Genomic DNA, 12,865 nt, shown 5'->3' on the forward strand with positions numbered 1-12,865 from the left:
ATGCAACGTATTGCAATCCCCGAACGTCCAGACTGGCGTGAAAAAGCCGCGGAATATGGTTTCCAGTTTCACACCATGTATGGCGAACCTTACTGGTGTGAAGATGCGTACTACCAATTCACGCTAGCGCAGGTTGAACAGCTTGAGGATACCACCGCCGAATTGCACCAGATGTGTTTGCAGGCGGTGGAAAAAGTGGTGAACAGTGACGAGCTGCTCACCCGTTTCTGTATTCCTAAGCACACCTGGGACTTTGTGCGTGATTCCTGGAAGTTGCGCCAGCCTTCGCTCTATTCGCGCCTCGATCTGGCATGGGATGGCAAAGGTGACGCTAAGCTGCTGGAAAACAACGCTGATACACCAACCTCGCTGTATGAAGCCGCCTTCTTTCAGTGGATTTGGCTGGAAGACCAGGTCAAAGCGGGCAATCTGCCGCAGGGCAGCGACCAGTTCAACAGCCTGCAAGAGAAGCTGATTGAGCGCTTCGCCACGCTGCATCAGCAGTTCGGTTTCAACTGGCTACACTTCTCCTGCTGCCGTGATACTGAGGAAGATCGCGCCACGGTGCAATATCTGCAGGACTGCGCCACTGAAGCCGGCTTGCCGAGCGAATTTCTCTATATTGACGAGATTGGATTGGGTGAAAGAGGCCAGTTTACCGACGTAAACGATCAGGTCATCAGCAATCTGTTTAAGCTCTATCCGTGGGAATTCATGCTGCGCGAAGTGTTTTCTACCAAGCTGGCGGATGCGGGCGTGCGTTGGCTGGAGCCGGCCTGGAAAAGCATCATTTCCAATAAAGCGCTGTTACCGCTGCTGTGGGAAATGTTCCCTAATCATCCCAACTTGCTGCCCGCTTATTTTGCCGATGATAAGAACGCGCCGCAGCTGGATAAGTACGTGGTGAAACCGCTGTTTTCACGCGAAGGTGCCAATATTCGTATCATTGAAAACGGTCAGGAGATCGCCCGCGCCGATGGTCCGTATGGCGAAGAAGGCATGATTATCCAGCAGTTCTATCAGCTACCGAAATTCGGTGATAGCTATACCTTGATCGGTAGCTGGCTGATTGACGATCAACCTGCGGGCATCGGCTTACGCGAAGATCGTGCCTTGATCACGCAGGATCTGTCGCGCTTCTATCCGCATACCTTTGTTGAGTAAAGGCTATGCCGCCCGCACTCTTCGGGCGGCCTTGCGCATTAGCCAATCTGCACTGACATCATGCTGATCGCCCCCAACTCCATCCCTTCCACAGGAATGCTGATCGCTTCATCAGCGGCACGCGCGCCAAGAATATAGAGCAGCGGTAGATAGTGTTCAGGCGTTGGGTTCGAAAGCTGTGCATCCGGATGCTGCATAAAGTTCACCAATGGGTGATCTGCTGCCTCACCGTGGAAATCCAGATTCTCACGGACAAACTGATTAAAGTTCTCCGCCCAAGGATACGCGGTTTCTGCGCCTTGCCAGCGCAGCATACGCAGATTGTGCACCACGTTACCGCTGGCCACGATCATCACATCCTCATCTCGTAATGACGCCAGCTTTTGCCCCAATGCGTAGTGCCATTCAGCAGGTTTAGTGCCGTCGATACTCAGTTGCACCACTGGGATGTCGGCATCGGGATACATTTTTGCCAGCACGCCCCAGGAACCATGATCAAAACCCCATTCCTGATCGGCATGAACGGCGATCGGAGCCAGTAAATTCATCACTTGCTGAGCCAGTTCTGGCGATCCTGGCGCGGGATAGCGCACATCAAATAGCGCCTGCGGGAAACCACCAAAATCATGGATAGTGCGCGGATTATTCATCGCCGTCACCGCCGTGCCGCGTGTGTACCAGTGCGCCGAAACCGCGAGAATCGCACGTGGACGCGGCAAGGTTGCGCCCAATTGCTGCCAGGTTTGGGTATAACGATTATCTTCCAGTACGTTCATCGGGCTGCCGTGACCAAGGAACAGCGCAGGCATGCGTGTAGTGCTCATGATTAATCCTTTGACGAAGTGTCGCTTTGTTAACCGCTACGATACGCGCTTTCGCTGGGGGATTAACGCTGATAAGTATGATGGTCTCTGTCAGAGAATTTGAATGATATAGGGCGGAAAATTCGACACAAGTTAGGTCTTAATATTGCACGCGAGCCTTTTAGATATCAGTGATATAGCCCGCACCTAAGACCGAGCGAGACCAGTCTTGTTACATCCAATCAATCTACTTCTTAAACTCCACTCGGTTTTAGAAAGATGAGTTGGAATTTATGTTAATTCAGGGAGCAATATTGTGCCTGGCGATGAATATCTACCATGAAGCGCGTGGCGAACCGATTAAAGGACAAATAGCCGTTGGTACGGTGACCATGAACCGTGCCAATTGGGATGTCAAAGAGATCTGTCCTGTGGTGTATGCACCTAAGCAGTTCTCCTGGACGTCTCTCAAAAAGCATCCTTATCGTTATCCACCACATGAAGATAAAAGCTGGCAACGCGCCAGAAAGCTGGCACAGAAGATTGTTGAAGGGGAATTACAGGACGTAACGAAAGGCGCGACCTTTTTCCATGCACATCATGCTAAACCGGCCTGGCGTCATACCTTTCAGCGTACAGTAGTAATTGGCAATCACGTGTTTTACGCCAATCGTTAAAACAAAAAAAAGAGGCCAGATAGATATCTATCCGGCCTCTTTCTTCTGTATTAATTCAGTTAACTGGCGTGACGCGTTTCTCGCTGACGGCGATATGCCACCAAATCTTCAATGGTGACGACCGGCATATCGTGTTGCTTTGCAAACACGATCGCTTCTGGCGCGTGCGCCATGCTGCCATCATCATTGGTCAATTCGCACAATACCCCTGCAGGTTTAAATCCCGCCAGCGTCACCAGATCGATAGTCGCTTCGGTGTGTCCACCACGCGACAGAACGCCGCCTTCACGCGCACGCAGCGGAAACACATGGCCCGGACGGTTAAGGTCTGAAGGCTTCGCGCCATCAGCCACCGCAGCGCGAATCGTGGTGATGCGATCGGCAGCAGAAACGCCGGTGGTCACACCGCTTGCAGCTTCAATTGTCACCGTGAAACCGGTGCCGTAAGCGCTGGTGTTAGTTTCCACCATCATTGGCAGCTCAAGCTGCTGACGGCGCTCTTCGGTGATGCAGAGGCACACAATACCGCTGCCGTGACGGATGGTTAATGCCATCTGTTCAACGGTCATGGTTTCTGCCGGGAAGATCATGTCACCTTCGTTTTCACGATTTTCATCGTCGAGCACCATTACACCGCGGCCGTTGCGCAGCGCATCAATGGCGCGCTCTACACGCTGTTCAGGCGTGCCAAATTCAGAAAGAAGCGTCTGATTCATGGTAAAAAAACCTTATAAAATATGAGTTACCAGAACCAGGGCGTGCTTAGGAGTGCGTACAAAACACATGGCAAAAACGTGACGCGGGCAAAGCCCGGCTGATGTCGTTACCCTCTCCCATCCGGACTCTAACCGTCGGCTCCGGAATTACACCGGATCTGCTGACCTCTCACATTACTGTGAGAGCGCTCGCGGGCTTTCAGCAAGAGCTGATTTACCGCCGGTGGGGAATTTCGCCCCGCCCTGAGAATAAGCGAACAAACTATAACGCCAATCATCTGGTCGGGCAATCGACAAAAGTGCAAATGCTTTTGCATTTCCTGCGTTGCGGATTTCAGGTTTAACCTTTTCGTTTCAGGCATTACACTTAATAGCTATTGAGTCCGAACACGCGCAGCTATCGGCCACCGTAACCAGGAAATAATCATGATCGACACGAAAAAAATTGAACAACTGGCTCGCCAGGTACATGAAGCGATGCCGAAAGGGATTCGCGATTTTGGCGATGATGTCGAAAAGAAAATCCGTCAGGTATTGCAGGCGCAGTTGACGCGCATGGACCTGGTTAATCGTGAAGAGTTTGATGTGCAGACGCAGGTACTGCTGCGCACGCGCGAGAAATTAGCTGCGCTGGAACAGCGCCTGGCGAAGTTAGAAAGTGAAAGTCCAGCGGCACCCGCGCCGGCGATCGTCACGCCAGATCCCGCTGGGAAAATTGATACTCCGCAGTAAGCTAATGGGCGGGAGTTTTCCTCCCGCCCATTCACACTTAATGACTGCGAATCGTTTTGATGATGTTGCTGGTTGAGATGCCATCTTCGAAGTTTAATACGCGCACGTCACCACCGTTTGCCCACACTTCTTTGCTACCCGCGATATCTTCCGGCTTGTAGTCGCCGCCTTTTACCAGCAGATCTGGCAGCACTCCCGCAATCAGACGCTGTGGCGTATCCTCTTCAAACAGCACCACCCAATCCACCGCTTCCAGCGCACCCAGCACAATCATACGGTTTTCTTGCGGATTGACCGGACGCGTTTCGCCTTTCAGACGCTTCGTCGAGGCATCACTATTAACGGCCACAATCAGGCGATCGCCCAGCTTGCGCGCATTCGCCAGATAAGAAACATGGCCAGCGTGCAGGATGTCAAACACGCCGTTGGTCATTACCACTTTCTCACCACGCTGACGCGCCAGCGCAACAGCGGCTTTCAGCTCCGCTTCGGTCATCACACCAAATCCCGTTTCCGGACGGGCGTGAATGGCATTTTCCAGCTCAACAGTGCTGACAGTGGAAGTACCGAGCTTCCCGACGACGACGCCAGCCGCAGCATTCGCCAGGAAACAGGCTTCTTCCAGGCTGTCGCCAGCCGCCAGCACTGCGGCTAGCACGCCAATCACCGTATCGCCCGCACCGGTCACGTCATACACTTCCTGCGCCTGCGTAGGCAGATGCAGCGGCGCTTTGCCCGGCTGCAGCAGCGTCATACCGTTTTCAGAACGGGTTACCAGCAGCGCGGAAAGCTCATAATCAGCGATTAACTGCATGCCACGACTGACAATCTCTTCCACGCTTTTGCATTTACCCACAACCGCTTCGAATTCAGACAAATTCGGCGTCAGCAGCGTTGCACCGCGATAACGTTCAAAATCAGTGCCTTTAGGATCAATCAGTACCGGCACTTTAGCTTCACGCGCTAATTGAATCATGGTCTGCACGCTGTTCAGCGCGCCTTTGGCGTAGTCAGACAGCACCAGCGCACCCGCTTGCGTCAGCGATTGACGCATACGATCGTGAATCGGCTGCGGATCAATCTCCTCAAAACCCTCTTCGAAATCGAGGCGAATCAGCTGCTGATTGCGCGAAAGCACGCGCAATTTGGTGATGGTTGGATGGCTTTGTACCGCCACAAAATCACAGTCGACGTTGACCTTTTGCAGGGTTTCGCTCAACACGCGCGCGGCATCATCGGCGCCGGTCAAGCCAATCAGCCGTGATGCTGCACCGAGCGCAGCAATGTTCATGGCGACGTTTGCCGCGCCGCCTGGACGCTCTTCAATGGTATCCACTTTCACCACCGGCACCGGCGCTTCCGGGGAAATACGGCTGGTTGGGCCATACCAATAGCGATCTAACATCACATCGCCGACGACCAGCACAGTGGCCTTGCCAAAAGTGGGCAGTGTTACTTTCATTCAGAGACTCCAACACGGTCAAAATAATGCGCGGGATATTACCACATAAGCCATCAGGCTCACTGTTCCGCGCTGTCAGATTGGGTACCGCTTAACCAACGCTGCCAACTGTTGTTGACCACCGCGCGTTCAGCGACAAAGGCTTCAGGCGCCACATGGCCCGGTAATTCCTGCAATGCCAGATGGTGCAGTGCATCACGCAGCGTGACGTACGCATGCGTCAAAGCCTGCGCCTCTTCATCCGGCATAATGCCATGACGCGCCATCAATTCGAAAATGCGGACATTATCCGACCAACGCGTCAACGCTGGCTGATCGGCCGCGTAGCTTAAGACAAGGTATTGCGCGATGAATTCAATGTCGGTGATACCGCCCTCATCGGTCTTAATTTCCCAGCGACCTTTCTGTTTGTTGCTGAGATGCGCCCGCATTTTTTCGCGCATTTCGCGCACTTCTTTTTGCAACGTCTCAACGTCTCGCGGCAGGCAAAGAACGTTACGGCGGATTTCATCAAAGCGTTCACAGAGCGCAGGTTCGCCAAACACGATGCGCGCGCGCACCAGCGCCTGATGTTCCCAGGTCCATGCTTCGCTGCGCTGGTATTCGTTGAAAGCGGAAAAAGTACTGACCAGCATACCCGCCGCGCCAGAAGGACGCAGACGCGCATCCACTTCATATAAAATGCCGGACGACGTGCGCGTGCTAAACAGATGCATTACACGCTGCGCCAGGCGCAGATAGAACTGGCGACCATCAATGACGCGCTCGCCATCGGTTTCCGCATCATCCGGACAATCATGCAGGAACACCAAATCAAGGTCAGAGCTGTAACCCAGCTCCCAACCACCCAGCTTGCCATAACCGACAACCGCAAAACCGCGCTCACTGTCGCTAGTCAAATGCGATGGACGACCATATCGCTGCACCATCATCTGCCAGGCTTGCTGCACCACGGATTCAATAATCGCTTCTGCCAGCCAGGTTAAGTGATCGCTCACTTTCATTACGGGTAGCGTTTCAGCAATATCGGCAGCGGCGATGCGCAGGTGCTGCGCCTGTTTAAACTGGCGCAATGCTTCCAACTGCTGCTCTTCGTCATCGGTGGGAATACGCAGCAGATATTGGCGCAGTTCGTCGCGGTAAGCGTCGGTCGCGGTGGGTTGATACAGCGTTGCGGGATCGAGTAACTCATCCAGCAGCAGCGGATAGCGCGCCAACTGGCTGGCAACCATTGGTGACGCGGCACACAGACGAATCAGATGACGCAGCGCGCCATGATATTCGGTGAGTAATTCCAGATAAGTGCTGCGCGTCAGCACGCCCAGCAACAACGGCGTCAGACGATTCAGCAGCACATCGGCATCTTCGCGCGGACAAACTTCACAGAGCAGACGCGGCATCAACTGGTCGAGCGCCAGACGACCACGCGGACCAATAGTACGGCGGCTCACATCCTGGCGGAAGTTGTTCAACGCGTTGTAAAGCGCGTGACGCTGCGCATCGTCCAATTGCGGTACCACCGGGATGAGATCGCTCTCTTCCAGCGCGTCCTGCCACAGCCCGGCAAACTCAGCCAACTGCGGCTGATCGTCGACATCCGGTGCATCGTCGCCAATCAGCTCGTCAAAGATGGCGCGCACACCGGCCATTTGCAGCTCAAGCTGCGCCATCAGCGCGGTCCAGTCTGCCGCGCCCATCGCCCAGGCTAAACGCTGGCGGTCGAGCTCGTTCTCTGGCAGCGTTTGCGTTTGCTCGTCATTAATGCTTTGCAGCAGGTTTTCCAGCCGACGCAGGAACAAATAGGCTTCACGTAGATGATCGACCTGTTTCTGACTTAACAAAGCCAGCTGACCAATCGCTTTGAGCGTAGGGAGCAAGGAGCGCAGTTGTAGTGAGCGCTCACGTCCGCCGCGAATCAGCTGGAACACCTGCACAATGAATTCCGTTTCACGAATGCCGCCGGCGCCGAGCTTAATGTTGTCTTTCAAGCCGCGTCGACGCACCTCGCGCGCAATCATGCCCTTCATGTTACGCAGCGATTGAATCACGCTGAAATCGATATAGCGGCGATAGACGAACGGCCGCAGCATTTGCTGCAATTCCTGGCTCCAGTGGCCGTGATCGTCGCCCATCAGCCGGGCTTTGACCATTGCATAGCGTTCCCAGTCGCGGCCCTGCTCCTGATAATAATCTTCCAGTGCCGCGAAACTCAGCACCAGCGGACCGCTATCACCAAACGGACGCAGGCGCATGTCCACGCGATAGACAAATCCATCCACCGTTGGTTGATCGAGCACTTTGATCAGCCGCTGCCCCATGCGCGTGAAGAATTGCGCATTGTCGAGCTCGCGCCGTCCACCTTGGGTTACGCCGTTTTCCGGCCAGGCAAAAATCAGATCGATATCAGAAGAGAAGTTGAGTTCACAGCCGCCGAGTTTACCCATGCCGAGAATCAGCATCGGCTGGGCTTCACCCGCTTCATTGCATGGCGTACCAAAGTCGCGGCTGCAATCCTGCCAAACCCAGTCGCGCGCGGCAGCGATGAGGATTTCCGCCAGCGTGCTGAGTTGCTGCAAACTTTGTTCGGTAGTGGCATGTTGCAGCGCCTGCATCCAGGCGATGCGCACCAGCATATGACGACGGAACAAACGCAGTTCACGCATCAGGGAGGTTTCATTTTCAACCGAGTGCAGCACGTCATTCAGCCAGCGGGCATAGTGCTGCCACTCATCTGGCACAGGCGCTTGCTGTTGCAGATGCTGCCACCATTCGGGATGCTGCTGCAGGTTATCGAGGATAAAGTCACTAAAGGTCAGCGCGCCCGCCTGTTCTGGCGTGAACGCTGAGGATGGCAAATTAAGTCGCTCTGCCACATTAGCCAACTGCGCCTGCATGAGCGCCGGTAACGGTAACAACATCTTCTCTCCCTGATTGGATTTTTCGTTAGCGTTTGATTCCGCTATTGAGCCAGAAAGGTGCGGGGCGCACGGCCAGGTTAACCAGATGCATTAAGCCACGTTCCTGCTTCTCTCGAATCGCATGCTGTAACTCCAGCCAACCGTCCAGCCAAACATTCACCTCTTCGGCCGGATAAGCACCCGCCAGCAGGTTCACCGCCAACAGCTGGCGATTCAGGCGCGTCGCTTTATCCTGGAACTCATTAAACAGTTGAACATCAACGAATGTTTCTCTGAGATCGGCGGCAATACGACTTAGCATAATATCGCTGAAGCGCTTGAACGATCCCTGCAGCTTGCTTTTGCTCTTGTCGTCGAGCCATTTTTGCCACTGCGACTCGACCAGCCAGTGAGTAAGTGCTAACTGAGCCTCAACCGAAGTTAACGAAAAGCAGGTAGCTTCAGCATTGTTCTCATCATCGGCCAGCAACTCTTCCTGACGGGTTAATTTCTGGCGCAGATCGCTGCTGGCTTTGCGTGGCACCAACGCACCAAACAGTGAGAACGCCTGACGCAGCGTTTCCAGCGCATCAATTACCGCTGCTTTGGCATCTTTATTACCACGCAGCCACACTTCTTCGTGATATTGCCAATGATTCAGTGCCGCAGTCATTGCGTTGATCATGCCCTGCTCAACCGACGCTTTCGCGGCGATTTTCTGCAATGGCAACGTACGGATGGGGCGCGGTAAGTTACCCTGCGCCAGCTGATAGCCGCGCGCGGCTTTGCTCAGGCTGCCGAGACGTAAGCCGCCCATCGTAACCAGCGCTTCAGCGAACTTCAGCATGTCATCGCGTTGACCACTTTTAAGCTCCAGCTCGACTTCATAAAGCGGTTCGCTGAATTCACCGGCAGCGACTTCGCCGCGGTCAAACGCCACTTCAATTTCGCTGTCGCCAAATTGCACCAACCAGGCTTCGCGCTGGAAATGAGTGCTGAACAGCGGCTGCAGGCGCGATTGCAGTGCAGCAATATCGGTGCCCTGCGGCCAAATCTCGGCTGGCAGGCGTGCGATATCCAGCTGCGGCTCCGTGAGATCAACATTGTATTCCGGACGCTGATGCAGACCGCCAACGGTTTTACCGGCCGCTTTCAGCGTCATTTCATAGCGTTGGTCAACGCCACGAATGCGCAGGCCCATGTCCCAGCGACGCAGTTGGTTGTCGTCGGTTTCATAATAGATATTGGTCAGCTCGCGCGCGGCGAAGTGCTGATGTGGCCACGCGGCAAGCTTTTCCGCCAGTTTTTCGGCGGCTTGCGGTGTAGCAATGAACTTTAATTCGATTTCGATGGTCATAATTTTTTATTCAATACGCTGCTGGCACTTACGAGTTTAATCTGGCGAAGAGTAATGCACCGGAAGCCCGCTGTCTCCGCTTTCTTGTGCTTTTACGACCCTTTTCGCACCGGATTGAGACCAGGATAGTTCTCATTCAGATTTTTGAGAAGCGTCTCCAGACTGTGCCGGTAATTTTACGCCATTAAGAAAAAACGACATCGAATGAAAAAAATCACACTTGCTGCCCTTTCTTTGCTGGCTTTCAGCGCCATCACACCTGCTCATGCTGCTGACGAAAAACGCTACATCTCCGATGAATTATCCACTTGGGTGCGCAGCGGTCCGGGCGATCAATATCGCCTGATCGGTAAGCTGAACGCCGGAGAGGAAGTGACCTTGCTGCAGACCAATAACGACTCTCAATATGGTCAGATTCGTGATGCAGAAGGCAAAACTAACTGGATTCCACTGTCGCAACTGAGCGCCAGTCCTAGCCTGCGTACCCGCGTACCGCAACTGGAGCAGCAGGTTAAAGATCTGACGGCCAAGCTAGCGAATATTGACAACAGCTGGAATCAGCGCACTTCTGAGATGCAGAACAAAGTCGCCAACAGCGACGGCACCATTGATGGCCTGAAAGCGGAGAATCAGAAGCTGAAAAATGAGCTGATTGTCGCGCAGAAGAAAGTCAGCGCCGCCAATGTGCAACTGGATGACAAGCAGCGCACCATCATCATGCAATGGTTTATGTATGGCGGCGGCGTGCTGGGCGTTGGTCTGCTGTTGGGTCTGTTGCTGCCGCATATGGTACCGCGTCGTAAGAAAAACGATCGCTGGATGAACTAACGCGCCACGCAGATTTGTTCTTTTATTTAAGGGGATCGTAAGATGCCCTTTTTGGCGTGCCCGATATTTAGCCAAAGTATGCAACAATAAAGTAACAAGCGTGTTCAGCACGCAATTTTTGATCTGCCTCTGGAGTGGTTGAGTGAAGACGTTTCTGGTCGGTGGCGCAGTGCGCGATGCCTTACTGCGTTTGCCGGTAAAAGATAGAGATTGGGTTGTTGTAGGCGCGACGCCAGATGCGATGCTGGCGGAAGGTTATCAGCAGGTTGGCCGGGATTTTCCGGTTTTTTTGCATCCGCGAAGCCGTGAAGAGTATGCGCTGGCGCGTACGGAACGCAAAAGCGGCAACGGTTACACCGGCTTTGTGACGCAGTTCGCGCCGGATGTCACGCTTGAGCAAGATTTGCAGCGCCGCGATCTCACCATCAATGCCATCGCTCAAAGCGACAGCGGCGAGCTGATTGATCCATATGGCGGTCAGCGCGACCTGGCGAAACGCCAGCTGCGCCATGTTTCCAGCGCCTTTAACGAAGATCCGCTGCGTGTACTGCGCGTGGCGCGTTTCGCCGCCCGCTTTGCCCATCTGAATTTCCGTATTGCTGATGAAACCCAGGCGCTGATGCGCGAAATGGCGGTCAGCGGCGAACTGGCGCATCTCACCGCAGAACGGGTGTGGAAAGAGACGGAAAAAGCGTTGTTGACGCGTAATCCACAGGTCTATTTCCAGGTATTACGTGATTGCGGCGCGCTGCAGGTGCTGTTCCCGGAAATCGATAATCTTTATGGCATTCCGGCCCCGATCAAATGGCATCCCGAGATTGATACCGGCATCCATGCGCTGATGACGCTGGCTATGTCCGCTGCGCTCTCGGATCAGCTTGATGTGCGTTTCGCTACGCTGTTCCACGATGTCGGTAAGGCGCTGACGCCAGCAGAAAAATGGCCGAGCCATCATGGTCATGGCCTCGCGGGCGTGCCGATTGTTGAAGCGCTGTGCCAGCGCCTGCGCGTGCCGAATCAGGTGCGTGATTTGGCGTTAGTGGTGACCGAATTCCATGACGTGGTGCACACCATTGAGCGCCAGCCAGCTGACGCGTTAATCGCGCTTTTTGATCGAATTGATGCCTGGCGCAAGCCCGATCGCGTGGAGAAGATGGCGCTGACCAGCGAAGCGGATGCGCGCGGGCGTGCGGGTCTGGAAAGCATGACTTATCCGCAAGGCGACTATTTGCGTCAGGCGTTTGCGCTGGCGCAAGCGGTGCCAACCAAAGAGGTGGTGGCAGCAGGTTTTAAAGGGGCGGAAGTGCGGGAAGAGTTGACGCGTCGGCGTGTGGCGGTGCTGCAGGCGCAATTGATTAACGCGCGGCCAGTGTAACCAGCCGCGCGGGGCAATTTACATAAAGATGGCGTAAACCACGGCCGCAACAATGAAGCGGTAGATAGCGAAAGAGACGAACGAGATACGCTTGATCAGCTCAAGGAACACCTTGATCGCCAGCAGCGCCACGACGAAAGCCGTTACAAAACCGACGGCAAACATTGGGAAATCCTGCATCGTCAGGAAGCCGAGGCTCTTGTAGAGATCCAGTCCGGTGGCGCCAATCATCATCGGTACCGCCAGAATGAACGAGAACTCTGACGCCGCATAACGGCTCACGCCCATCAGCATACCGCCAGAAATCGTCGCACCTGAGCGCGAGAAGCCCGGCCACAGCGCCAGACACTGGAAGCAGCCAATCATAAATGCCTGACGGTAAGTGATATCGTCAACGCCAACCGCTTTCGGCTGCTTCGGCTTGAAGTATTCCGCCACCAGCAGCAGCACACCGCCGACCACCAGCGCATACATCACGTTGATCGGGTTAAACAGCGTTTTGATTTGGTCGTGCAGCAGCAAACCAATCACCACCGCAGGCACCATACCCAACAGAATATGAATCAGGGTTAATTTGCCCGTACCCACGCCTTCATGTTTGACCTCACCGAAGTGAATGCCGATCAAACCAAACAAGCGGCGCCAGAACATCACGACCACAGCCAGAATTGAACCGAGCTGAATCACCACTTCGAAGGTTTCAGCGGTCTGGCCTTCAAAACCCAACAGATGGCCAACAATAATCATGTGGCCCGTGGAAGAGACCGGCAGGAATTCCGTGAGGCCTTCTACAACCCCCAGGATTGCAGCTACCCAAAGCTGGTGAATGTCTGCCATCAAAATATTTCCTCTAT

General features: G+C 54.3%; 11 protein-coding genes and 1 riboswitch. Of the genes, 5 read left to right on the top strand and 6 right to left on the bottom strand.

Going from position 1 to position 12,865, the window contains the following annotated elements; translation table 11 throughout:
* Entirely contained in the window at positions 1–1,164 is a 1,164-nt protein-coding gene (locus tag DEU53_RS12590) for a glutathionylspermidine synthase family protein (RefSeq protein ID WP_110867309.1), read from the top strand.
* 38 nt (positions 1,165–1,202) lie between these two features.
* Here the strand turns inward: DEU53_RS12590 and ygiD are convergent, their stop codons facing one another.
* Positions 1,203–1,988, bottom strand: a complete 786-nt coding sequence (ygiD, locus tag DEU53_RS12595) for a 4,5-DOPA dioxygenase extradiol (protein WP_110867310.1) — start codon at positions 1,986–1,988, stop codon at positions 1,203–1,205.
* A 272-nt stretch (positions 1,989–2,260) separates the two neighbouring features.
* Here ygiD and DEU53_RS12600 point away from each other — a divergent pair, with 272 nt between their 5' ends.
* On the top strand, positions 2,261–2,644 hold the full coding sequence (locus DEU53_RS12600) for a cell wall hydrolase (protein WP_110867311.1): 384 nt from the start codon (positions 2,261–2,263) through the stop codon (positions 2,642–2,644).
* Positions 2,645–2,703: 59 nt separating this feature from the next.
* Here the strand turns inward: DEU53_RS12600 and ribB are convergent, their stop codons facing one another.
* The gene (gene ribB / locus DEU53_RS12605) at positions 2,704–3,360 is read right to left on the bottom strand and encodes a 3,4-dihydroxy-2-butanone-4-phosphate synthase (RefSeq protein WP_008103416.1); all 657 of its coding nucleotides are present in this window, start codon (positions 3,358–3,360) and stop codon (positions 2,704–2,706) included.
* Positions 3,361–3,465: 105 nt separating this feature from the next.
* Positions 3,466–3,615, bottom strand: a riboswitch (FMN riboswitch).
* Positions 3,616–3,786: 171 nt separating this feature from the next.
* Here ribB and DEU53_RS12610 point away from each other — a divergent pair.
* On the top strand, positions 3,787–4,092 hold the full coding sequence (locus DEU53_RS12610) for an accessory factor UbiK family protein (RefSeq protein WP_110867312.1): 306 nt from the start codon (positions 3,787–3,789) through the stop codon (positions 4,090–4,092).
* A gap of 37 nt (positions 4,093–4,129) precedes the next feature.
* On the opposite strand, the gene hldE is transcribed toward DEU53_RS12610, so the two are convergent.
* From hldE to DEU53_RS12625, 3 genes are read right to left on the bottom strand one after another with little or no spacing between them, the layout of a single operon-like run.
* On the bottom strand, positions 4,130–5,554 hold the full coding sequence (hldE, locus tag DEU53_RS12615; RefSeq protein ID WP_110867313.1) for a bifunctional D-glycero-beta-D-manno-heptose-7-phosphate kinase/D-glycero-beta-D-manno-heptose 1-phosphate adenylyltransferase HldE: 1,425 nt from the start codon (positions 5,552–5,554) through the stop codon (positions 4,130–4,132).
* 59 nt (positions 5,555–5,613) lie between these two features.
* Positions 5,614–8,472, bottom strand: a complete 2,859-nt coding sequence (gene glnE, locus DEU53_RS12620; RefSeq protein ID WP_110867314.1) for a bifunctional [glutamate--ammonia ligase]-adenylyl-L-tyrosine phosphorylase/[glutamate--ammonia-ligase] adenylyltransferase — start codon at positions 8,470–8,472, stop codon at positions 5,614–5,616.
* Positions 8,473–8,497: 25 nt separating this feature from the next.
* Positions 8,498–9,808, bottom strand: a complete 1,311-nt coding sequence (locus DEU53_RS12625) for an inorganic triphosphatase (RefSeq protein ID WP_110867315.1) — start codon at positions 9,806–9,808, stop codon at positions 8,498–8,500.
* Positions 9,809–10,012: 204 nt separating this feature from the next.
* Here DEU53_RS12625 and DEU53_RS12630 point away from each other — a divergent pair, with 204 nt between their 5' ends.
* Both DEU53_RS12630 and DEU53_RS12635 read left to right on the top strand, forming a co-directional pair.
* Positions 10,013–10,636, top strand: a complete 624-nt coding sequence (locus DEU53_RS12630; RefSeq protein WP_101762988.1) for a TIGR04211 family SH3 domain-containing protein — start codon at positions 10,013–10,015, stop codon at positions 10,634–10,636.
* A gap of 142 nt (positions 10,637–10,778) precedes the next feature.
* Positions 10,779–12,011, top strand: a complete 1,233-nt coding sequence (locus DEU53_RS12635) for a multifunctional CCA addition/repair protein (RefSeq protein ID WP_110867316.1) — start codon at positions 10,779–10,781, stop codon at positions 12,009–12,011.
* 18 nt (positions 12,012–12,029) lie between these two features.
* Here the strand turns inward: DEU53_RS12635 and bacA are convergent, their stop codons facing one another.
* Positions 12,030–12,848, bottom strand: a complete 819-nt coding sequence (gene bacA / locus DEU53_RS12640) for an undecaprenyl-diphosphate phosphatase (protein ID WP_101762986.1) — start codon at positions 12,846–12,848, stop codon at positions 12,030–12,032.
* Positions 12,849–12,865 lie beyond the last annotated feature (17 nt).

Origin of the sequence: Pantoea sp. AG1095 (genome assembly GCF_003208415.1) — a bacterium.
GTDB classification, from domain to species: Bacteria; Pseudomonadota; Gammaproteobacteria; order Enterobacterales; family Enterobacteriaceae; genus Pantoea; species Pantoea leporis.